This is a genomic window from Bradyrhizobium sp. SK17 (assembly GCF_002831585.1).
In the GTDB taxonomy this organism is placed as follows: Bacteria; Pseudomonadota; Alphaproteobacteria; order Rhizobiales; family Xanthobacteraceae; genus Bradyrhizobium.
In genome coordinates, this window is sequence record NZ_CP025113.1 from 7,254,181 (window position 1) to 7,275,606 (window position 21,426).

Genomic DNA, 21,426 nt, shown 5'->3' on the forward strand with positions numbered 1-21,426 from the left:
CCTTGATTTTTCCGTGAGATAGGCGTGATTATTTCGCGAGCCGGTTGACTTGGCAGGCAGCAGGACGGCGACGTGTTATTTCGATTTTCGGATCATCGACTTGATACCGACCTTCGGGAGCTGCGCCGCGGCACCGAGGCTGTTGCCGTGGAACCGCAAGTGTTCGACCTGCTGGTTTACCTGGTGGAGAACCGCGATCGCGTCGTCAACAAGGACGATCTCCTCGCCTCGATTTGGGGCGGCCGAATTGTGTCGGATTCCACCTTGACCAGTCGCATAACCGCCGCGCGCAAGGCGATTGGCGACAGTGGAGAAGAACAAAAACTGATCCGCACCATTGCGCGCAAGGGTTTTCGCTTCGTCGGCGAGGTGCACAGCTCGGAGACTGGTCAACCGGCGCGTGCCGAGCCGGCTGAGAAGGGTCACGAGCGGCCACGCCCCGCCTTGCTGCTCCCTGACCGGCCCGCCATCGCCGTATTGCCCTTCACCAACATGACCGACGATCCGGCGCAGGACTATTTTTCCGACGGCATCAGCGAGGACATCATCACCGCGCTGTCTAAGCTGCGCTGGTTCTTTGTCATCGCGCGCAATTCGTCCTTCATTTACAAGGGCAAGTCAGTCCACATGAAGCAGATCGCCGACGAGCTTGGCGTCGGTTATGTGGTCGAAGGCAGCGTGCGTAAAGTCGGCGATCGTGTGCGGATCACGGTGCAGCTCAACGACGCGACGACCGGCAGCCACGTCTGGGCCGAGCGCTATGATCGCGACTTGGCCGACGTTTTCGCGGTGCAGGACGAGATCACCGAAGCGATCGTGGCGGCGATCGAACCGCAGCTCTTTGCCGCGGAGAATTTTCGTGCCAGACGCAAGCCCCCGGACAGCATGGATGCCTGGGACCTCGTGATGCGAGCGCTGTCGCATTACTGGCGGGTGACGCGTCAGGACAATCTGGTCGCGCAGGCCTTGCTGGAGAAAGCGATCGCGATCGATCCAAACTACGGGCAAGCGTTGGGGGTGCTCGCCACGAGCTATATGTTTACCGCTCATATGGGCTGGCAGGAAATGGCTCCGGCAACGGAAATCTCGGAGCGGCTGGCCAAAGCCGCAATTCGCGCCGACAGCGAGGATCCGTGGGCTCACAGTGCCCTGGGTTATGCCTATCTCTTTGTTCGCCGCTTCGACGATTCATTGGCGGAACTTGAACTGGCGTTGCGGCTCAATCCGAACTTCGCATTTGCGCAGGGGATGTTCGGCCTGTCGCTGTGCTATAGCGGCCGCTGGGAAGAAGGCGATCTGGCCGCAGGGCGCGCGCTGCGGCTGAGCCCGCGCGATCCGTTTTCAGCAGTCTACTGTGGCATTGCTTCCTACGCCCAATTTCTCGGCTGCAACTATGATGAGGCGATGAGATTCGCGCGTGAAGCCGTCCGTCAGCGCGATGATTTCGTTGGTGCGCACCGGGTGCTGACCGCGGCCGCGGGTATGGCCGGACAAGGCGATGTGGCCAAGTCCTCCTTGCAAGAGCTTCGACGCGCGCAGCCCAACATCTCGCTAGCCTGGATCGCGAGCCAAATGCCGATCAAGCTGGACGCAGACCGCCAGCGCTATCTGGAGGGCTTTCGCCGCGCGGGACTGAATTGACTGCTGCGGATGCGGAGTGGACGTCCAAGTCCGTCCGGCACCAGATGTCATCGGTCAGTCGAGCAGAGTTCAGACACGTGTCGCTCGGCCGCGAGCGGATCTGCACGAGGCGCCGCTTGTTCTCGGTTGCGGACCGAGGACAGAGAATTGAGTTATTGGACCTCGGCCACCTTCGGTCCGGATGACGGCATCTGCGCGTTGGTTGCCGAGGGCCGGTTCGGCGGCGATGTCTGGTCAGGCGATCGCAGCGCGGCGTCGGGCGCTGGCTGGGATGGTCGACGAGCCGAGGTTGCCGGAAGCACGATCACTTTCGCACCGACCTTCACCCGATCATAGAGGTCCGAGACGTCCTCATTGGTCAGCCGGATGCAGCCGGACGACACCCGCTTCCCGATCGTATCGGGCTTGTTGGTGCCGTGAATTCGATATTCGGTATCACCCAGATACATCGCCCGGGCGCCGAGCGGGTTGGTGGGACCGCCCGCCATGAATCGTGGCAGATAGGGCTGACGCACGAGCATCTCGGCAGGCGGGCGCCAATCCGGCCATTCCGTCTTGCGGGCCACGGTCTGTTCACCGGACCATGTGAAACCCTCGCGTCCGACACCGATGCCGTAGCGCATCGCCTGGCCGTCGTTCAGGACGAGATAGAGGAATGTGTTTCCGGTATCGATGATGACGGTGCCGGTCGGTTGGCGACTGGCGTAGTCCACCACCTGCCGAGCAAATCTTCCGGGACCATCAGCGGCTTTGGGCGGCTCGACCAGAGGCGCCGGGGCCGGGGCTGGAACCGACACTGGTGCCGCGACCGGAGCCGGAACTGAGGCTGCGACACGAACTGGAGTTGATATGTGAGCTGGCGTTGACGGCGCCGCAGCCTGCTGCGCGGACGGCTTGCGTACCGGTTGAACGCTCGCCGGACGAGACAGCAAACCGTACCCCAGGGCGGCAGCGGCGATGACGCCAACTGCTACTCGTCCAGCCACCGGGAGCGCGAGCGCTTCTGTCTTTCCACGTTTTGCCCGCTTGGCCATATCTTTCCCCGGATTGCTCTACCCGGCGGAGGTAACCAGCAGATTTTAATAAACTCCGAACCGATTTTGCCCAGGCAGGAAATCGCCAAGCGTCGTTAACGCCAACTCTTGCCCGGAAGATTGAGGGCCTCAGATCGACCGCATCAATCCGCCATCGACGCGGATGTTCTGGCCGGTGATGTAGCCCGCGCCGTCGGAGACGAGGAAGGCGATGGTCGCGGCGATCTCCTCCGCCTTGCCGTAGCGCTTCATCGGCACGCTGTCGCGGCGTTCGCCGGTTTCCGGCAGGCTGTCGATCCAGCCCGGCAGCACGTTGTTCATGCGGACATTGCTGGCGGCGTAGCTGTCGGTGAACAGTTTGGTGAACGCGGCGAGCCCGGCGCGGAACACGGCCGACGTCGGAAACATCGCGCTCGGCTCGAACGCCCAGGCGGTGGAGATGTTGACGATCGCCCCCGACTTCTGCGCCTGCATGTGAGGCGCGACCAGACGCGTCGGGCGGATCACGTTCATCAGATACACGTCAAGGCCGGTGTGCCACTGCTCATCGGTCAGTTCTAAGACGCCGGCGCGCGGGCCATGCCCGGCGCTGTTGACCAGGGCGTCAATGCGGCCCCAGCGCGCCATCACGCCGTCGACGGCGCGCTTCAGATCGTCGTTCGACTGGTTCGAACCGGTGAAGCCGATGCCGCCGAGTTCGCCGGCCAGCGCCTCGCCCTTGCCGGACGACGACAGGATCGCGACGCGAAACCCATCGGCGGCCAACCGCCGCGCCGCCGCCGCGCCCATGCCGCTGCCGCCCGCGGTGACGAGTGCGACCTTCTCCGAAGCCATGATCTGATATCCCTGTTGATGACGAAACCAACATCTATCATCAGGAATTGCGCGGCGCGACACCCGGCGAGCGGAGCTACTTGCGGAACACCTGCTTTGACTCGGCTTCGAACCTGGCGACAGGCCGGTCCATCTGCCACAGTTCGATATCGTGATGATCGACAAGACGGCTGGCCGACGTGATCGCCGCATCGTCGTCGCTGCAATCCATGTTGACGACGCCGATCGATCGGCTGTGCGGTCCAACGATATAGGCGCGATAGGTCGTCATCTTCGTTCTCCGGCTGCCGCGGATGTCGTCCGCAGGAATACCCGGCGCGAACATGAGCACGAGCGCGTATGAATGCGAGATGGGTTGCTTCGTGATCTTATAGAGATGGAATAAGCGCCTGCTGCGTACCCTGGCACCACGCAAGGGGCCGATCAAAAGGCGCTCAGGCCTGTGCGCCGCCCTTGACCAGCTTCGCCACGGCCGCGACCAGTTCGTCCGGCGAGAACGGCTTGTTCAACAGCACGCTATCCGGCACGCCCCGGGTCGGCCACTCGTCGCCGCCGCCGCCGGTGATATAGAGCACCGGGAACGACGGATCGATCTCGCGGGCACCACGCGCCACACGCCAGCCGTCGAGCCGGCCGAGCAGGCGGATATCGGTGACGAGTGCGCTGTATTTGGTGCGAAACGCCTTCAGCAGCGTCAACGCCTCCTCGCCGGAGCCCGCGATCGCGGGCTCATAGCCGCCATCCCTCAGGGCGTCCTCGACCATCATCTGAAGATCACGATCGTCTTCGATGACGAGAATGATCGGCGCGTCTTGCAAAGCTATCCCCCAGAAATCAGCCGGGTGCGCCCGGCTCAGCGAGCATATGCAACAAGAAAATGGCTACCGTTTGCACGGCGCCACCCAGTAAAAATACGGGTATCAGACGCGTCCTATTCGTCGGCGAATTCGTCTTCTTCGCTGCCCCCCGCTTTACCCCGCGGAGCCGGCTTTCTGCCGCCAAGCGATCCTGTGACATAAGGTTCGCGCGTTGCATAGGGGTTACGTCCGCCGCCAGCGCGCGCCGCGACCTCCTCGCCGGAGACGGCGGCCGGCTGGCAGATCAATCGCCGGCTGGCCCGGCGCATCAGGTCCACATGGATGTGGTCGTAGTGGTAGACATTGGAGCCCGGCGCCAGCACCGTGGTGAAGTGCTGGCAGGCAGCGGCCTGCACGTCGCGCAGGAAACCCTGCTCTTCCGGCAAGCCCTTCCAGCCATCCTTCACCGTGATGCGGCGACCGTCGGCGAGCGTGAACGCCGCGATGTCGAGCGCATTGCCGAAGGCGTGCTCGGAGATATGAGCGTGCGAATTGCCATTCATGCCGCGGCAGGAATAGGCCGAGATCTGCTTGATCTCGACGACGCGCGCACCGAACCAGCGCTGCGCGGCCGGCTGCACGGAATCGGCGAGCCAGCGCTCGAGCACCGAGACGATCGGACACGCCAGCGTCGCCGCCGGCTTCACCGCAACCGGGCCGACCGCCATCACCGGATTGCCGCCCGACGGACCGAGCCGTGGCGGCTGCTGCGAATAAGGCGCCGGTGAATACGGCGCGGCCGCGCCCTCACGCTGCGGATTGGAAGGCAGGCCGGGATAATAGGGTCGCTCGCCGCGCGCATCGAGCGAGCCATCGGGCGGCAGGTCGATCTCGCCCTGCTGCGGTGGCACGCCGGGCGCCGACAGCGACACCGGCCCGCTCGGCTGACTGCCATAGTTCGGCTGGCCGACGGCCTGATCGGAATATGGCCCCTGCGCGGGCGGCGGGCTCGGCTGCCGGTTGATCGGCCAACGCGGCTGATTGCCGACCGACGCCGGCGGACGCAGGCTGTCGTCGGCAAATCCGTAAGCTGAACTGGCTTCGCCGAGTGCGGCGACCTTGAGCGGGAACTCGGCGCCGCAAACGCCGGGGCCGGAGATCGGATCGATGCGGACCAGGTCGGCGCTTTCCTTGACCGCACCGGATTTCAGGCATGCGGCCTCAGCCTCGGCCCGCCACGGTTCACGCTCGGCAGTCTGGAACAGACCGCGGCCACAACCAGCCAACGACACAAGGACAAGGGAGCCGACGAGATACAAACGAACTCCACGCGTCATGGCGCGGAGGTTCTGCGAATTTGATTAAAGACTCTTCAACGCATTTCGACTGAATGATTTCAGGCGTTCTTAACCATGCGTTGGAACCGGGCGATGCGTCCTGCGCTGCGATGCCCGCGCTATTCGCCGTCGCCGGTTTCGTGACGATACAGGTCAGGCAAAAAATGCTCGAACAATCCGACCTCCTCGATGTTGTGCCGTAGCCACGCAAGCCCGTGGGCGTGATCGAAGCCGAAGCGCTGGATCAGCGGATTGATCAACCGCATCCAACCCTCCGCAGCCCCCACCAGAAGCCGATTTTCATATCGCGTGCCTTCGCTCACGCGGGTGAAGCTGTATTCCATGCACACGACGCCGCGAATACCGTGGACGGTCGGATGATGGATGAAGCCGTCTTCATCGAGCTTCTCGATGGTGGTCACGGTATCGACCGCATAGCGCGCGTTGGCGCCGAGATATTCGCGCAACCGGATCCGCGCGCCCGGACCGATCGAGCCATCAGGCAGCCGTCGCGCGTAGCTTGCATGGACGTGATCGTAAGGATGCCAGGCACGGTAGCGATTGATCCGCTTGTTGCCGACGATCACATCGCCTTCGAGATGCGAGAACCACCACACCAGCATACGCGGCGTCACGCCTTTGATGATCTGGTGGCGGATCCAGTAGGACAGCCGCCCGTCGGCCAGCCGCTCGGCGCCGCATTCGGCAGATCCCATCGGCTTCATCGGCCAAGGCACGAGCGAGGGCTCGGCCGGACGCGCGTGGCTCGCCGGATACGCCTGATGGTCGCGTTGCTCGGAAGGATCGAGGATCAGGGGCAACGAGGACATCGCGTCTTGCTCTCGGATTTAAACTATATAGCAACTACTATATCTTTTTCCAACGATCAAGCAACTGCTATACAGTTGCCTCATGAGCGAAAGATCATCCGCACGGCGCGGACCGGCACCAACCAAGCACCTCGACATCCTCTGGACGGCAGTCGAGCTGTTCGGCCGGCAGGGCGTCGGACAGACCACCACCCGGCAGATCGCCGCGGCCGCCAACACCACCGAGCGAACGCTGTTCAAGCACTTCGCCAGCAAGGACAGGCTGGTCGAAGCCGTGATGCGCGAGGCCGTGATTGCGCAACTGGCGCCGGCATCCCTGAACGCGCTGCGTCAGACGATCGGCGAAGCTCAGGACGATCTGGTGGCCTGGCACCGATCACTGCTGCACGAACGCATGCAGGCGACCGGCAAGGCGACCGAACTCACGCGGCTGCTGCTGGTCGAATTGCTGCGCGACGAGACCGTGCGCAAGCAATTCGGCAAGCAATGGCAGTCTGCGGCCTGGAAGCCACTCGTCGCACTGTTGGTCAAACTGCAGGGCGAGAACAAGCTGCGCACGGACCTCGACGCCGCTGCGCTCGCGCGCATGTTCCTTTCATTGAACGTCGGTCACCTGGTTGGCCGCTTCATCCTCGCGCCCGGGGCACGCTGGAACGATGAGCAGGACATCGCGGCGATTGCCGAGCTGTTCGCGCACGGTGCGCGTCCGGCCAATGGCTGAACAGCAACCGTGCGCGGACCTTGTCTCCATCACCACGTATAGCGGACGACGCCCTTGCCGCCATAGGACGAGGTGACGTCGGAGAATTCGCCTTCGAAGGTGAGTGCTGCCGACCAGCCGCTGGTCCAGTTCATCGCCGCCGTCGCGGTGGTGAGGACTGCGTCGCTTGCCGGCGCCGCGCCGTTGACGACAAAGGACGCGCCGGGCAGCGACTGGAAGGTCGCGGCAACGGCGCGATCGGTGTTGTAGTCATGCGCCCAGGCAAGGCGTCCGCGCAGGCTGAGAACACCGTCCTGTAGCGCGATCGAGCGGTCGCTGCGCACGCCGAGTTCGCTGCGCGTGGCGGTGACGGTCTTCGCCGCATAGGCCAATGCGAAGGCGCTCGAACCGGACAGCACCTGCTCGGCATAGCCGGGCAGATCGTAACTCGTGACCTGTCCAGCGGCGTAGGGCGTGAGCGCGAGTTGCCACGGCGTGATGAAGCGATAGCCGCCTTCGATCCGTCCCGACACCGCATTGGCATTGAACTGCGCGCGCAGCCGGTCGACGCCGGCGATCGTCACGGTGCGATCGGTGGTGACGTCCTGCCAGCCATAGGCCAGTGCGCCGGAGAGGTAGGCCGGGCCGAATCCCTGCCGGATGAAGGCGCCGGCCTGGAACAGGTCGGAACGTCCACCGCCGAGCGCGTTGGCCACGGTGAAGTTGGTGCCGCCGCCGGCAAGTGCGAAGCCCGCGACCGTCTCGGGAGCGATCCGGTAATCCGCACCAACCGCCACACCGAAGATCCGGCTAGCGCTCGAATTCGATCCGGTGACCGTGTTGCCGTCGGTGTTCTGCCCACCGCCGAAGCCGGCAGCCCAGATGCTCCAGCGCTGCTCGAAGGTCTGCGCCGCCGGCGCCTTGCGGGAGATCGCGGCATAGGCGTCGCGCGCGCCCTTCGCACCCGACAGGCCGGTCGACGCGTAGCTCATGGCGTCGTCGGCGAATTGCAATGCGCCGCCATTGGCGGCGATGCCGCCGCCGCGGCCCTCGGCGAAGGGATCGGTCATGACGCCGAGGAACATGTTCATGGCGTCGAACGTGGTCTGCTGCGAGCCGGCGCCGAGTTCACCCGATGCCTGCGTCAGCCCCGCCGGTGCCAGCGCGCCGAACGCGGCAGCGATGCCACCGGTGCGGCTGAAGGCGCTGGCGATCGCATTGCCGACCGCAGCCTGATTGCCGTTGAGCTTCGCGGTCGCGGCAAAGTTCAGCGCGAGGTTGAGGTAGACGTTGTTGGCGTCATAGCTCAGGCTGGACGAGAAATTCGATGGCAGGTTGCTGTTGACCGGACCGCCGAACGTACCGCTGACGCCGCCGGCCGCATTGAGAATGGTGTACTGTTTCTGGAAGGTGTTGCCGGTGAAGGATGCGTTGACCGTGGCGCCGCCGAGCGTTGCCGCGCCCGTGACATTGGTGCGATCGGAAGCTACCGCCGACACTTCGACGAGATAGGTCGATGCCGCGGTGAAGGTGAGGCTGCCCTGCACCGTCAGCGTGCCGATCGAATTGCCCGGTGACAGCGTGCCGCCGTTGATCAGCAGGTTGCCGACGCTGCCATTGCCGCCGAGCGTGCCGCCGGCATTCACGGTCACCGCATTGCCCAGCGAGCCATTGACCAGGAGCGTGGCGCCGGAGCCGACGGTGGCGCCGTTCTGGTAGCTCTGCGCATCGGTGATCGTCCAGACGCCGCCCTGCACGTTGAGCACCTCGAAATTGATCACATTCGAGAGCGTGCCGGATCCCGGACCGAACAGGTTGATGGTGTCGGTGCCGACACCACCGTCGATCCGGCCTACGATGCTGGAGCCGCCGTAGAGATTGAGCGTATCGTCGCCGCCCTCCATGCTGATCGCGCGTCCGCTGTTGCCGATGATCGTGCCGTAATTGGAGAGAACGTCATTGCCTTCGCCGGTCTGGATCGCGGCGCCGTCACCGCGGATGAAGCGCGTCGAGCCGGTGCCGGTATAGGTCACGCCGTTGAGCGTGCCGACCGAACCCGGATCGGGCGTTCCGTTCTGCAACAACGTGACGCCGTTCGGATCGGGAATCGTGCCGTTGCCGATGATCGTGCCGTAATTGACGATCCTGTCGTTGTCGGCGGCAGTGCCGGTCTTGTTCTCCGAGCGGATCGCGTAACTGTTGTTGCCCACGATGGTGGCACCGGCATAGTTGACCAGATCGAGCGCCGCCGTGCCGCCGCGTGTATTGTCGGGATTGGAATCGTTGTTGACGACGATGCCTGCCGCGGCGCCGCTGATCAGGCCGTAGTTGCGGATGGTGCCGCCGCCGATCGCGAGGCCCTCGCTGTTGTTGAGCCGGCCGCCCGCATCATAGCCTTTCGCGCCGGTACCCTGCACCGTGCCATAGTTGGTCAATGTCAGGACGAAGTCGGTATCGATGCCGTCGCCGTCGCCCCGCGCCGAGGTCGAGTCGATCGCACCTGTGATGGTGCCGTAGTTGATGACGTTGGCGTTGCCGCCGGAGCCGACGCCGGCGCCGTCACGGCCGATGATGGTCGCGCCGGCGTAGTTGTTGACGGTGATGTTGCTGCCGACGTCGCCCGAGGTGCCGTTCTTGGCACCCGAGATCAGCCCGCCCGCATAGTTGTTGACGGTGCCGGAATGGCCGAGTTGCAGATCGATCGCATCGGCTCCGGGCCGGTCGGCGGGGACCGGCGCCGAGTTGGCGATGATCTGTCCGTAATTGTCGATCGTGAAGTTCTGTCCGGGACGAATCGCGTCGGCATTGTCGGCGGTGATCAGGCCGCCGGCGCGGTTGGTGATCTGAACCGTCGCGCCCGTCGAGGTGAGATTGTCGAAGTCGATCGCCTGGCCGGTCGCCGAGCGGATGGTCCCGGCATTGTCGATCGAGAACCTGCCGGTCGTGGTGCTGTTGGTCGAGCCGGAGCCGTTGATCTGGATGGCGTCGTCCGCCGACTGGATCGTCGCGCCTGATTTGTTGACGATCGACAGCGAGACGACGTTGTCGAGATTGGTGGTGGCACGGATCGCGCGCGAGCCTGCCGTCGTGGTCGCGTCGATCAGGCCCGAATTCGTGATCGTGGTGGTACCGCCGCCGATCCGCATCACGTCGCTGCCGGAAGACTTGATCGTACCGCCGCTCTCGTTGGTGATCGAGAACACCGTGGTCTTCGAGGTCGCGTTGACGAAATCGAACACCCGGCCGTTGCTGGTCGCCTGGATGGTGCCGAAATTGTCGACCGTGACGGTGCCGCTGCTCAGGCCGCCATTGATCCGGAATGCATCGTTGGCCGCGGTGAAGACCGCGCCGGCATTGTTGATCAGCGTGAGATTGCCGCTGATGGCGCCGGACGAGGTATCGATGCCGCGCGACGTCGCCGAGATCGTGCCGTTATTGGTGATGACGACGCCGGGTGATGCGAGGCCGGTCACCCAGCTGATCGCCGTGCCAGTCACCGACAGGCTGCTGCCGGCGGCGACCGAGCCGGTGTCGTTGTTGGAAACGGTCTGCGCCGTCGTGCTGTTGGGTGGTGTACTGAAACTTGCTGCAAGTGCCGGACAGGAGAACCCCAAAGACGTCGCAGACATAGCCAGCGCAAGCCGGCTTGCGCGGCTCAAAAACTCGGATTTCACGTAACGCCCCCAGTAACTTATTACCGGGATGACCCGGTCATTGCCGGGCGGCAATCTGGGTAAAGATTGTAACAACCTTACAACAAGCTGACAGATTGCCTGCGGCGCAACGACACAGCAACGTCAGGCGTGCGGCGCGGCAAGACGGCAACTGACCGGAGATTCCGACGCGCGCCGCCGGACATCTCCGCGGCGCTCGCCTCGCCGCGAAATATATTTGCCGCCTCTCCAACATCTTGATCCGATGCCAGTTTGCTTCGGCTATCGCAGCGCGGCAGAGGCTGCGGACACCGAGCCGGACAGCTAGGCTGACTTTTTCGACCGGGAACTCGTTGCTAGCTTTGGCGTTAATGCGGGCAGCGTTGTGAACCAAGGGAGCGTCCCAATGGATTTCGCGAGTCCTCTGCTGAGCAAGCTGAGCATTGTGGCCGCGTACATCGCGTTCGCCTTTGTCGGCGCCATCATTCTCGGCGTGTTCTGACCCATTCGATGAGGCCCTGAAGCCCACGCCCGGCGGCTGTCCCGCCGGGCGTTTTGCGTGAGCGCGGCGAGAGACCAGCTCAAAAATTCGAGCAACTCGATCCGGTGACCCCGGCGATCGTGAAATCGTGGCAGACGAGGCCGGGATTGTCGGGATCGGGATAGCCGTCGTCGCGACGGCGCGGCTCGCGGATCGTGTGGCTGAAGCGCCAGCCACGCGCGCGCATGCAGCTCTTGTATTGCCGCGAGGTCACCGTGCCGTTCTGCGGCGTGCCGAACTGCGCATCACAATACGCGGTATCGACATGCAGCGCGTCGTCGCCGCGCCGCTGCTTCAGCATGTTGGTGTAGATGTCGTTGTCGGCGTGCGCGGCAACGACGCTGCTTGCGAGCAGCAGTGCGACCAGGCTCAGGCGTTTCATGTTGCCTCCATTGCTTGCGAGAATGGCATCGACCTCCATCGGTCGCGCGCGACGGGACATCCGGTTCGAAGGCGTTCAATTACAAATTGGACATCGACGCGTTCAGGAGCGCGGTGCGTGCTCGAGCGCTCCCTGGGTGATCACGCGATGTCGCGCATGCGAGACGCGAACCCAATCGGCACCGGTACAGTAGAAGCTGCCGAACGCGCAGGCCTCGACCCGCATCTTGTCCGCGCCCTGCAATTCGATCGTGCCGTAATGGATGCGGTCGCGGCCCTGGTCGTAGACGCTGCCGTTCCAGCGCGCGTGCCTGCTCGGCTTCATGTTGATCAGCACCGCTTCACCGAGATCGCGCGTGGTCTTGTCGAGCGCGTAGCCGCACAGCGCCTCGCCGCAGGAACGAACGCGCACCAGGCTGTCGGTGTCGGTCTGCCAGTCGCCGACCGGACCATCGTCCGGTTCATCAACGGTCTCACGCGCGACCGGCGGCCGCGGCGCAACAGCCGGCGGCGGCTCGATCCTCATCACCCGCGGAGGCGACGGCGCCGCTGACGGCGGCGACGCGGCAGCCGGTGGCGGCGCGGCTGGTGCGGGCTTGTAGACGATGACCGATGGCGGCGCAGGAGCTCCCGCCGGTACCGGCGCGGGGACCTTGCTCGAAGATGCGGCGACAGGGATCGCTGCGGTCGGCGCCGGCTCCGGCTGGAAAGTCCGGCCAGCGCCGTCGTCGCGCCTTGATCGATCCGTCACCGAGACACAGGACAGCGCGCGGCAGCGCGTGGAATCGAGATGGATGCGGTGGCCGCCAATCGAGAACGAGATGCCTTCACCGGCGTGAGCCAAGGGCGCGGCCAGCATCAGCGCGACGAGCAGGCAGAAGCGCTTCATCGAAGCCTCCAGGATAGCAGGAGAACGCTAGGAGGCGATGCGCTCACGGCGCTGTGATTTGGGTCACCGTCGCCGGGTCATGCGGTCTGGCCCGCCACCGTGATGTCGATCACAGAGGTCGGCGCCGGCGGTGCGTAGGGTCGGGGTCGATCGGTACACCCGCCGCCCAACGCCCACGGAGACCCTCATGAAGAAGCTCTTTGCGATCGCCGCGCTGCTGATGGCCAGCACATCGGCGCATGCCGGCGGCACCGGCATCACCTTCCAGATCGACGGCCAGCGCATCCATGTCGAGGCGCCGCGCAATTGCAGCGCGCTGTCCTGCATCCGCATTTCGGCGCCGGGCTACAAGGGCACGATCGGCGACATCAATCTCAAGGGCCTCGGCACGAAGTCCGACGATAATGACGATGTCGCATCGACGGCTGCGCCGCCCCCTGTGCCTGCGCCGGGTCAGGCCGCCGCACCCCAGCCCCAGCCAGCCGCGCCGGTTGCCGCCGCCGTTGCACCACCCGCACCTCCTGCCGCACCATCCACCGTGGTTGCGACCGCGGCCGCTGCGCCGGTTGAAGCCGCGGCAGTTGCGGCGGCGCCATCCGTGGTTGCCGCACAGCCTGCGCCGCAGCCGCAAGCTGCTCCCGTTGCCACAGCACCGGCGCCGACCGGACCGGTCGGCATCTGGGCCACCGAGGAGAACAAGGGCAACGTCCGCGTCGAGGCCTGTGGCGCCAATCTCTGCGGCTATTCCGAGAAGACCAACGAACGCATCCTGATCAACATGAAGCCCGACGGCAGCAAGTGGAGCGGCCGCATCCACGATCCGGACTCCGGTCGCAACTACGACTCCACGATCGCGATGAAGGGCCCGAATGCGATGCGGGTGCAGGGCTGCGCCTTCGGCGGCATGTTCTGCGGCGGCCAGACCTGGAAGCGGATCAGCTGAACCGCAACCAGCATCAGATTTTTGTGGTTGCCCCGGCGGTCGCTTCATGCCGACCGCCGGACGCGCTATAAGCGGTGCTGTGTCGAGGTTGATTTGAACCTGCGGGCGGCTTGCGATGGCGATGACGGCTCTTGAACTCGGTCTGCGGGGCGCGGTGGTCGCACTGTTCCTGGTGGTTTGCGCGATGCTGCTGTTGCGCTATGCGGCAGTCCACCGCGCCGCGAGCCTCGGTGCTGCGATGGGCGCGGCCGGTGCGGCCTACGCGATTACGACGGCGCCGTTCTTTCCCGCTTCGTCATTCGGCTGGAGCTCACCATTCGTTGCCTTCGCGATGGGTTCTCCGGTCGTGTTCTGGCTGTGGGCGCGCGCGATGTTCGACGAGCGGTTTGCGCTGCGGCCCTGGCACGCGGCCGTATGGATGCTGGTCGCCGGCCTCGGCGTCGTGAGCCATGTCGTGAGCTATGGCGGCTGGGCGATGCCACCCGGTCTCGGGGCAAGCTGCGGCCGCACGCTGGCGCTGGCGACGATTGTGTTCGCGCTGCTCGGCATGGCCCAGCTTCCGAAGGGATGGCGCACCGCGGTGACGACGGCGCGCGGCCGGCTGTTGATCGCGCTGGTGGTGGGCATCGGCCTTCAGATGACGTTCGCCGCCGCCGCAGGTTGGGCAGCGCTTCCGGCCCGCTCCGTCAACCTCAGCGCCGCGCTCGCCCTTGCGGCATTCGCGCTGATCGCGATCTGGATGATGCTGTTCGATCCGCCCGAGAGCCGGCCGGTAGTTGCCCATGCCGGCAGTGGCCAGCCAGCCCGCGCCGCCGCGCCGCTCGCGGATGCCGGCCGCTCGGCGTCCGACCAGGTGGCACTCAATCACCTCAAGCGCCTGATGGCGACCGAGCGGACCTACCGGCAGGAAGGTCTGACCATCGGCGTGCTGGCGGTCAGGCTCGGCATGCCCGAGTACCGGCTGCGCACGCTGATCAATGACCGGCTCGGTCACCGGAACTTCAACGCCTTCCTCAACCGTTACCGGCTCGACGAGGCCAAGGCGGCGCTTGGCGACGCCAGCCAGGCCGAGGTGCCGGTGCTGACGATCGCGCTCGATGCCGGGTTCCAGTCGCTGGCGCCGTTCAACCGCGCCTTCAAGGCGGACACCGGGCTGACGCCGACCGAATTTCGCCGCCGGGCCGCCGCGCCATCCAATGACCAGGTGGAATCCCCGGCTCCGGGAGAGAATTCGCTCCTCGATTTCGGAAATCGATAGGCTTTCGTCCGCGCGATCCGCCTAGTTTGCGCCGGCGCATGCGCCGACAACGCGGCGGCGCGACGCGGACAGCGGAGTTTTGACGGCACATGAAGCATTTCCTCACCGCAGCAAGGCTGCTGGCGCTCGACCTGGCGTCGACCCTGGTCTTTCTCGTTCTGTTCTTGCTGACCCACAACACTGCGCTGTCCGTCGGCCTCGGCATCGCATTCGGTGTCGCGCAGATCGGCATTCAGGTCGTGCGCGGCAAGACGATCGACACCATGGAGTGGCTGAGCCTGTTCCTGGTGGTCGCCGCCGGCACCGCCACGCTGCTGACCCATGATCCACGCTTCGTGCTGTTCAAGCCGAGCGTGATCTACGCGATCATCGGCGTCGTGATGCTGCAGCCGGGCTGGCTCAACCGCTATCTTCCCGAGATCGCGCGCACCGTCGTCCCCGATGTCGCGATCATCGTCGGTTACGTCTGGGCAGGGCTGATGTTCGTCTCGGCCGCCGTGAACGCCTTCGTCGCGCTGACCTGCGAGGTCACCACCTGGGCAGTCGTGATGCCGGTCTTCGGCATCGTCAGCAAGGTCGTGGTGTTCCTCGGCGGCTTCGCCGCGCTGCGCCTGATGGCGAGGCGCAGGATCCGCGCCATGCCGGACGCCCAGCGCGAGGCCGTGCTCGCGCTGGAGGGGACGCCCGTGACGGCGACACCGTAGGCGCCGACATTGCCCTCGGCGTGGGGTTAACGAAGCAAACCGGCGCGCGACGAAACCATTTTGCCGTGCGCACGAAGAAGCGCTGAAACCCGGCCGTCCTACTGATCGCTCCGCACCAACGCGGCTGACGAGACCCGTTCCACGCCATCGAGCACCGCGCCTTCCACAGGAGGACGCGGTGCTTGAACGTTCCGGACCGCCATGACAACAAGGCAGGACCGTTCATTCGGCATTCAGCCTGACGCGGCTCAATTGCCGGTCACCCTAGCCTCCGGGGAATCGATGGTGATGCGCCGCGCCTTCCTTTTTGCGCTTTTGCTTGGTGCCGGCGTCACGATGGGGTGGCATGCAACGGCCGATGCCGCGCCACAACTGACGCAGCTCGCGCAAGCGCAACCTGCGCCGCGCCCCTCACCTGCCCCGGCGCCGGGCGCGACACCGGCGGCGCCCGCAACCGCTGCGCCGGCCGCGGCACCCCAGGCCGCAGCGCCCGAGCCGATCGGCAACGTCGCGACGTTGACGGGCACCGCCACGGTCACGCGCAACAACACCACGACCCCGCTGCAAATCCGCGACGACATCTTTGCCAATGACGATGTCGCAACGTCGGCGACCTCCTCGCTCGGCATCACCTTCAACGACGGCACCACCTTCAACCTGCGCGCCAACGCCAGAATCACGATCGACAATTATGTCTATGAGGATGGCGGCCAGCAGAACAGCGCGCTGTTCAACGTCGCCAAGGGAACGGCGGCGTTCGTCGCCGCCGCCGTCGCGAAGACCGGCAACATGAAGATCTCGACACCGACCGCGACGCTCGGCATCCGCGGTACGACAGGCCTTGTCGAGGTGCCGGAAGGCGCGAATGCGACCGGCAACAATGTCGGCATCAAGCTGTATCCGGACGCGGACGGACATGTCGGGCGCATCGAGGTCAACGACCGTAGCGGCGCCTCGCTCGGCGTGCTGACGCGCGGCGCCAGCGGCTTTGCGATTCGTCCGGGCACCGGCGGCGCACGCTTTGCCGCGGTGCCGCTGACCATCTCGCCGCAACAGATGACGCGTGACCAGGGTTTCGTGCGCGCGGTGCATTCCACGCAGACGCTGGGTCGCCAGGTCGTGACCGAGCAGCGCGACTTCCGCAGAGCCAATCCCGATTTCCGCCGCGCCAATCCGGCCGCGCCGTACCCGAACCGCGGCCAGCCGGTGCAACCGAACCCGCAGCGCCAGAACGGCCTGCCGGGCCAGAACCGCAACGGTCCGCAGCAGCCGGGTCAGCAGAATCGTCCGGGCCAATTGCAGCAGCCCGGTCAGCAAAACCGTCCCGGCCAGCCGCAGCAACCCGGCACGCCGGGCCGCCAGGGCTCGCAGCAGCAGCCGGGCAACCAGCAGCAAGGCGCCGCACAGCACGCGCTGCCCGGACAACCCGGCGGCACCACGCTGCCGCACGCGCCCGGCGTCCAGACGCCGGCCCGTCAAGGCGACCTGCAACCCGGTCGCACACAACAGCCGGGCGGCGTGCGACAGCCGGGACAGCAAGCGCAACCGGGCGGGCCGCGGCAGGGCACGGCGCAGCCGGTTCCCGGCCAGATGCGTCCCGGCACGCAGCAGGCCGCACCGGGTGCGCGTCCCGTCATGCAGCGGCCCGCAGCGCAGGCACGTCCGGCCTTCCAGCAACGGCGCGCACCGCCACCGCGCGCGGCAAAGCCGCCGCCCAAAAACAAACGTCACAATTGATTGGAAGCGCGCTGCGTCACGCAGCGCGGCGCAGCCAGTCGCGCACGCGCTCGATCAGGTTCTTGCGCGGAATCGATTGGACGGCCGGCACGACCGGTTCGGCCTCGTGCGCGGATGATGGCGTCTGTTCGGATGCAGCCGCCGCGACACGACCCGTCGCGACGGCTTCGCCGGTATCGACAGCAGCATGTTCCGCCACCATGGCAGACTGATCCGGTCCGGCATCCACTGCCGGTGTCTCCAAGACATCCGGCGTTTCAGCCGTGAGCTGCACCTCAACAGGCGAAGGCGCTTCAATGGCCGCAGGCATCTCCGCGGCAACGGGCTGCTCCGCGATCGCAGGCGCATCGGCAGCCGGCTCTTCGGCCGCGAGGCGCGCCCGGCGTCGGTCCGCGGCAGCAACGCGCAAGCGCGCGCGCCCCTCGCGCTCGGCGTGTGCCGCGGCCTGCAACGCGATCGGGCCGACATTCTCCAGGAACGCGCGTTCGTAGCCGCGCGACAGGCGCTCGAGGGCTTCATCGAGCGGCAGCCAGTCGACTTCCCTGATGTCGCTCATCAACTCGCGCACCGGCTTGCCGCCGGCATCCATGCGCCAGTAATGCACCACCTTCGAGCGCCCGCCTGAATCATAGACCAGCGTGCCGAGGAATTCGTGGACCTCGACGTCGTGGCCGGTTTCCTCCAACACCTCGCGTTCGGCGGCGGCGCGCGGCGTCTCACCATCGTCGAGCTTGCCCTTGGGCAGCACCCATTCGTTGCGCTTGCGCAGGCGCACGACGGCAAAGCGCGGCGGTGTCTCCCGCCGCAGCACAATGCCTCCCGCCGCCAGAACAGGCGTCCGCGCCATCACGTGTCCATCAGGTTTGCGATATTGCAATCGTCTTGGACGATCGCGACGATATAAAGACACGCGACCAAAAAAGCGAGACCAGCCTGAGCTTGTTGTTTCGATGCACCTTTCTTGAGATCAACCGGCGATGACGAGACTGCGCCATGCAAAACCAAACCAGTAGAACCGTCGGGGCACTCTTCATAAGCCCAGATTGCAGAGTTCTTCTCGGCCTGCGCGCGCCTTCGAAAAAGGCGTGGCCGCGCCATTGGGATACGATCGGTGGACACGTCGAGGCCGATGAGAGCCTCGAAGATGCCCTGGTTCGCGAAGCGGAGGAAGAGGTTGGGGTAACACCAACCGAGTTCAGGCTGGTCGCTACCGTCAAGGAACGATGGCCGGAAATGTATGGAGACACACTGCACCATGTTTATGCAGTTACGGGTTGGCGAGGCGGCAACCCGGTCAACGTCTGCGACGAGCACACCGAGTTGAGATGGTTCAGCATCGACGAAATGCTTCTGCTGAAAAACATCGCTGATCCCGACTACCCCCTGATTGCCCGGCGCGCCATGACCGGCGAGGTTACCTGAGATCGGGCTAACGAGCTCGGTCTCAATCGCGTAGCATGACAGTGCGAAATCACATCACAGGTTTTCGCAACAGCGGCTCGCCGCATTTGATCCGCGTTCCCTCTGCGACATTGTCGCAGAACTCGAAATTGCCGGGCGCGAGCACGATGATGGTCGAACCGTGCTCGAACCAGCCGAGTTCATCGCCCTTCTTCACATGTGCGTCACAGGGAAAATCAACCGGCCCCCGCGACTGCGCATTCAGCGTGATGTCGAGGAAATGCAGCCGAAGGCTCGCGACCAGGATCGCGGCGACCGGAACCAAAGTCAGCGGCTCGCCGGTCGACAGTTTCGCGCGCAGCACCGCGCGCTCGTTCTTGCAGAATAGCCGCTCGACCCGCTTCAGCGCGATCGGATTGACGTTCCAGACGTCGCCATGGATGAACGTCACCTTGTCGATAGCAAAATCATAGGGCGCGTGGAAGCGGTGGTACATGCTCGACGTCAGCCGCAGCGTGACGAAACGGCCGTTCCTGTGCTGCTCCACCAGCGCGGGATCGCCGAGCAGATCGAGCAGCGAATACGGCGCGCCCTTGACCTGGAACAACTGCCCATCCTCAATCCGTCCATGCGCGCCGATGATCGCATCCGACGGGCTCGCGATGATGGCGGGATCGGCCACCGCCGGGCGCAGGCCGGGCTTCAGCTCGCGGGTAAAGCAATCGTGCAAGCTCTTGAATTCGGTCTTCTTGGCTTCCGACAGGTCGAGGTCGGAAAACAACTTCCAGCAGGCGATCGAGGCGTCCCGCACCAGCGGGTTCTCTACCTTGGAGAACCAGCCCATGAAGCGGGTCACCGCAGCCCGTGGAATCCGGTTGGTCAGCAGGAAATTGAGGTCCTCCTGCTGGGTGAATGCCGAGATCAGGCCCTTGACTGTCATGAATTTGTTAGGTGCCGAGGCTAGCGCTTCTGTCATGGAAACATCCCTTCCGATTCTCTCGCTGTCCGCCGCCGCACTTGCCGGCGCCGCCGCAGCCTTCCCCAAGATTCAGGCCCGCATCGCGTTGTCGCGTGCCAAGCACCGCTCGCTGACCGGACATTCCAAGATGTCCAAGATGGTCGCGCGCATGGTCCCGCACTACGAATTCGACATCGACGAGTTCTTCTGCTCCGACGGCGCGCCGAAGCACATCGCGATGCAGCGCCAGGACGGCTTCTTTCGCCTCGCCGGCCTCTACCAGGATCGCTACCCCAAGGGCCGCGCGCTCACCGCCGAGGTGACGGAACGCATCTCCGACCTGCAATTCACCGAGAACTACCGGGTACCGTTCCAGTACAGCCGCCTGGTGCGCGAGCATCTCGGCACCTCGGCCTTCGTGGAAGCCTCGCGCGGCGTCACCGTCACCGATGTCGACGGCAATGTGTCCTACGACCTGACCGGCTCCTACGGCGTCAACATCTTTGGCAACGACTTCTACAAGGAGTGCATTGCCGAAGGTGAGAAGCGGGCGCACGCGCTGGGCCCAGTGCTCGGCCCCTACCACCCTGTTATCGCCGATAACGTCAAGCGCCTGACCGAACTCTCCGGCCTCGACGAGGTCTCGTTCCACATGTCCGGCACCGAGGCGGTGATGCAGGCGGTGCGGCTGGCGCGCTACCACACCAAGCGCACGCATCTGGTGCGCTTCGCCGGCAGCTATCACGGCTGGTGGGGTGAGGTGCAGCCCGGCGTCGGCAATCCGGTGTCGCCGCACGAGACCTACACGCTCGCCGACCTGTCGGAGAAGACGCTGCACGTGCTGCGCACCCGCAAGGACATCGCCTGCGTGCTGGTCAATCCGTTGCAGGCGCTGCATCCGAATTCCAACGCGCCCGGCGATTCCGCGCTGGTCGATTCGTCGCGCTCGTCGAAATACGACCGCGCCGCCTACACCGAATGGCTGAAGAGGTTGCGCGAGGTCTGCACCGAGCGCGGCATCGTGCTGATCTTCGACGAGGTGTTCGTCGGCTTCCGTCTCGCCGCCGGCGGCGCCCAGGAATATTTCGGCGTCAAGGCCGACATGGTCACCTACGGCAAGAGCCTCGCCGGCGGCCTTCCGGTCGGCGTGGTGTGCGGCCGCAAGGACCTGATGCGCCGCTTCCGCGATGATCGTCCTGCCGACATCTGCTTCGCCCGCGGCACCTTCAACTCGCATCCCTATGTGATGACGGCGATGGACGAGTTCCTGAGCCGGCTCGCCAGCCCGAACTTCCGCTCGATCTACAACGGGCTGGATGAGACCTGGAATGGCCGCGCCAAGGCGCTCAACGACCGCCTCACGGCCGCCGGCCTGCCGGTTCGCGTCGGCAACATCTCGTCGATCTGGACCGTCTATTACACCGAGCCGTCCCGCTACAACTGGATGCTGCAATATTATCTGCGCGCCGAGGGACTGGCGCTGAGCTGGGTCGGCACCGGCCGCCTGATCTTCACCCTGAACTACACCGACGCCGACTTCGCCGAGGTCGGCGACCGCTTCGTCGCGGCCGCCGAGAAGATGAAGCGCGACGGCTGGTGGTGGCACAAGGAAGGCCTCACCAACAAGAACATCAAGCGGCAGATCCTCAAGGAGATGGTCGCTGTGAGGTTCGGACGCTGAGGCCTGGCGCGACTCCCGCGCTCCCTCGCCCCGCTCTTGCGGGGAGAGGGTTGGGGTGAGGAGCTTTTTCCACATAGTCGGTAACAGATGGATTCGCGGTGGGCCCC

19 protein-coding genes are annotated in these 21,426 nt (G+C 65.1%); 8 read left to right on the forward strand and 11 right to left on the reverse strand.

What is annotated here, in order from left to right; all coding sequences use genetic code 11:
* The first annotated feature begins 72 nt into the window (after positions 1-72).
* Complete coding sequence (locus CWS35_RS33705; protein WP_024580025.1) at positions 73-1,641, forward strand: winged helix-turn-helix domain-containing protein; 1,569 nt, start codon at positions 73-75, stop codon at positions 1,639-1,641.
* Positions 1,642-1,793: 152 nt separating this feature from the next.
* Here CWS35_RS33705 and CWS35_RS33710 read toward each other — a convergent pair whose 3' ends face one another.
* The 6 genes from CWS35_RS33710 to CWS35_RS33735 form a co-directional block, all read right to left on the reverse strand.
* Entirely contained in the window at positions 1,794-2,675 is an 882-nt protein-coding gene (locus CWS35_RS33710; protein ID WP_024580024.1) for a L,D-transpeptidase, read from the reverse strand.
* Between the two features lie 129 nt (positions 2,676-2,804).
* Positions 2,805-3,509, reverse strand: a complete 705-nt coding sequence (locus CWS35_RS33715; RefSeq protein ID WP_024580023.1) for an SDR family oxidoreductase — start codon at positions 3,507-3,509, stop codon at positions 2,805-2,807.
* 76 nt (positions 3,510-3,585) lie between these two features.
* Entirely contained in the window at positions 3,586-3,780 is a 195-nt protein-coding gene (locus tag CWS35_RS33720) for a hypothetical protein (protein ID WP_063830184.1), read from the reverse strand.
* A gap of 163 nt (positions 3,781-3,943) precedes the next feature.
* Positions 3,944-4,327 (reverse strand): response regulator, encoded by a 384-nt coding sequence (locus CWS35_RS33725; protein WP_024580021.1) that lies wholly within the window; start codon positions 4,325-4,327, stop codon positions 3,944-3,946.
* 113 nt (positions 4,328-4,440) lie between these two features.
* Positions 4,441-5,643: an extensin family protein gene (locus CWS35_RS33730; protein WP_100955517.1), complete on the reverse strand. Its 1,203-nt coding sequence runs from the start codon at positions 5,641-5,643 to the stop codon at positions 4,441-4,443.
* 119 nt (positions 5,644-5,762) lie between these two features.
* On the reverse strand, positions 5,763-6,473 hold the full coding sequence (locus CWS35_RS33735) for a DAPG hydrolase family protein (protein WP_210202746.1): 711 nt from the start codon (positions 6,471-6,473) through the stop codon (positions 5,763-5,765).
* Between the two features lie 82 nt (positions 6,474-6,555).
* Between CWS35_RS33735 and CWS35_RS33740 the strand changes: the two genes are divergently transcribed.
* The gene (locus tag CWS35_RS33740; protein ID WP_100955518.1) at positions 6,556-7,194 is read left to right on the forward strand and encodes a TetR/AcrR family transcriptional regulator; all 639 of its coding nucleotides are present in this window, start codon (positions 6,556-6,558) and stop codon (positions 7,192-7,194) included.
* A 29-nt stretch (positions 7,195-7,223) separates the two neighbouring features.
* On the opposite strand, the gene CWS35_RS33745 is transcribed toward CWS35_RS33740, so the two are convergent.
* From CWS35_RS33745 to CWS35_RS33760, 3 genes are all read right to left on the reverse strand, one after another.
* Positions 7,224-10,802: an autotransporter domain-containing protein gene (locus tag CWS35_RS33745; protein ID WP_245438776.1), complete on the reverse strand. Its 3,579-nt coding sequence runs from the start codon at positions 10,800-10,802 to the stop codon at positions 7,224-7,226.
* Between the two features lie 605 nt (positions 10,803-11,407).
* Positions 11,408-11,749 (reverse strand): hypothetical protein, encoded by a 342-nt coding sequence (locus tag CWS35_RS33755; protein WP_145987255.1) that lies wholly within the window; start codon positions 11,747-11,749, stop codon positions 11,408-11,410.
* Positions 11,750-11,851: 102 nt separating this feature from the next.
* Positions 11,852-12,637, reverse strand: a complete 786-nt coding sequence (locus tag CWS35_RS33760; protein ID WP_024580014.1) for a DUF2147 domain-containing protein — start codon at positions 12,635-12,637, stop codon at positions 11,852-11,854.
* Positions 12,638-12,824: 187 nt separating this feature from the next.
* On the opposite strand from CWS35_RS33760, the gene CWS35_RS33765 reads away from it, so the two are divergent.
* The 4 genes from CWS35_RS33765 (at position 12,825) to CWS35_RS33780 (ending at position 17,279) form a co-directional block, all read left to right on the forward strand.
* On the forward strand, positions 12,825-13,580 hold the full coding sequence (locus CWS35_RS33765) for a DUF2147 domain-containing protein (protein ID WP_100955519.1): 756 nt from the start codon (positions 12,825-12,827) through the stop codon (positions 13,578-13,580).
* Positions 13,581-13,695: 115 nt separating this feature from the next.
* On the forward strand, positions 13,696-14,838 hold the full coding sequence (locus tag CWS35_RS33770; RefSeq protein WP_024580012.1) for a helix-turn-helix domain-containing protein: 1,143 nt from the start codon (positions 13,696-13,698) through the stop codon (positions 14,836-14,838).
* Positions 14,839-14,927: 89 nt separating this feature from the next.
* Positions 14,928-15,542, forward strand: coding sequence for an inner membrane-spanning protein YciB (locus CWS35_RS33775; protein WP_024580011.1), 615 nt, complete (start codon positions 14,928-14,930; stop codon positions 15,540-15,542).
* 288 nt (positions 15,543-15,830) lie between these two features.
* Entirely contained in the window at positions 15,831-17,279 is a 1,449-nt protein-coding gene (locus CWS35_RS33780; protein ID WP_311538664.1) for a FecR domain-containing protein, read from the forward strand.
* 16 nt (positions 17,280-17,295) lie between these two features.
* Here the strand turns inward: CWS35_RS33780 and CWS35_RS33785 are convergent, their stop codons facing one another.
* The gene (locus CWS35_RS33785) at positions 17,296-18,126 is read right to left on the reverse strand and encodes an NUDIX hydrolase (protein ID WP_100955521.1); all 831 of its coding nucleotides are present in this window, start codon (positions 18,124-18,126) and stop codon (positions 17,296-17,298) included.
* 146 nt (positions 18,127-18,272) lie between these two features.
* Between CWS35_RS33785 and CWS35_RS33790 the strand changes: the two genes are divergently transcribed.
* A complete protein-coding gene (locus CWS35_RS33790) occupies positions 18,273-18,701 on the forward strand; it encodes an NUDIX hydrolase (RefSeq protein ID WP_100955522.1) in 429 nt (142 codons plus the stop codon).
* Positions 18,702-18,750: 49 nt separating this feature from the next.
* Here the strand turns inward: CWS35_RS33790 and asd are convergent, their stop codons facing one another.
* Entirely contained in the window at positions 18,751-19,620 is an 870-nt protein-coding gene (gene asd, locus CWS35_RS33795; protein WP_100955523.1) for an archaetidylserine decarboxylase, read from the reverse strand.
* 34 nt (positions 19,621-19,654) lie between these two features.
* On the opposite strand from asd, the gene CWS35_RS33800 reads away from it, so the two are divergent.
* Positions 19,655-21,319, forward strand: coding sequence for an aminotransferase class III-fold pyridoxal phosphate-dependent enzyme (locus CWS35_RS33800; protein ID WP_100955524.1), 1,665 nt, complete (start codon positions 19,655-19,657; stop codon positions 21,317-21,319).
* Positions 21,320-21,426 lie beyond the last annotated feature (107 nt).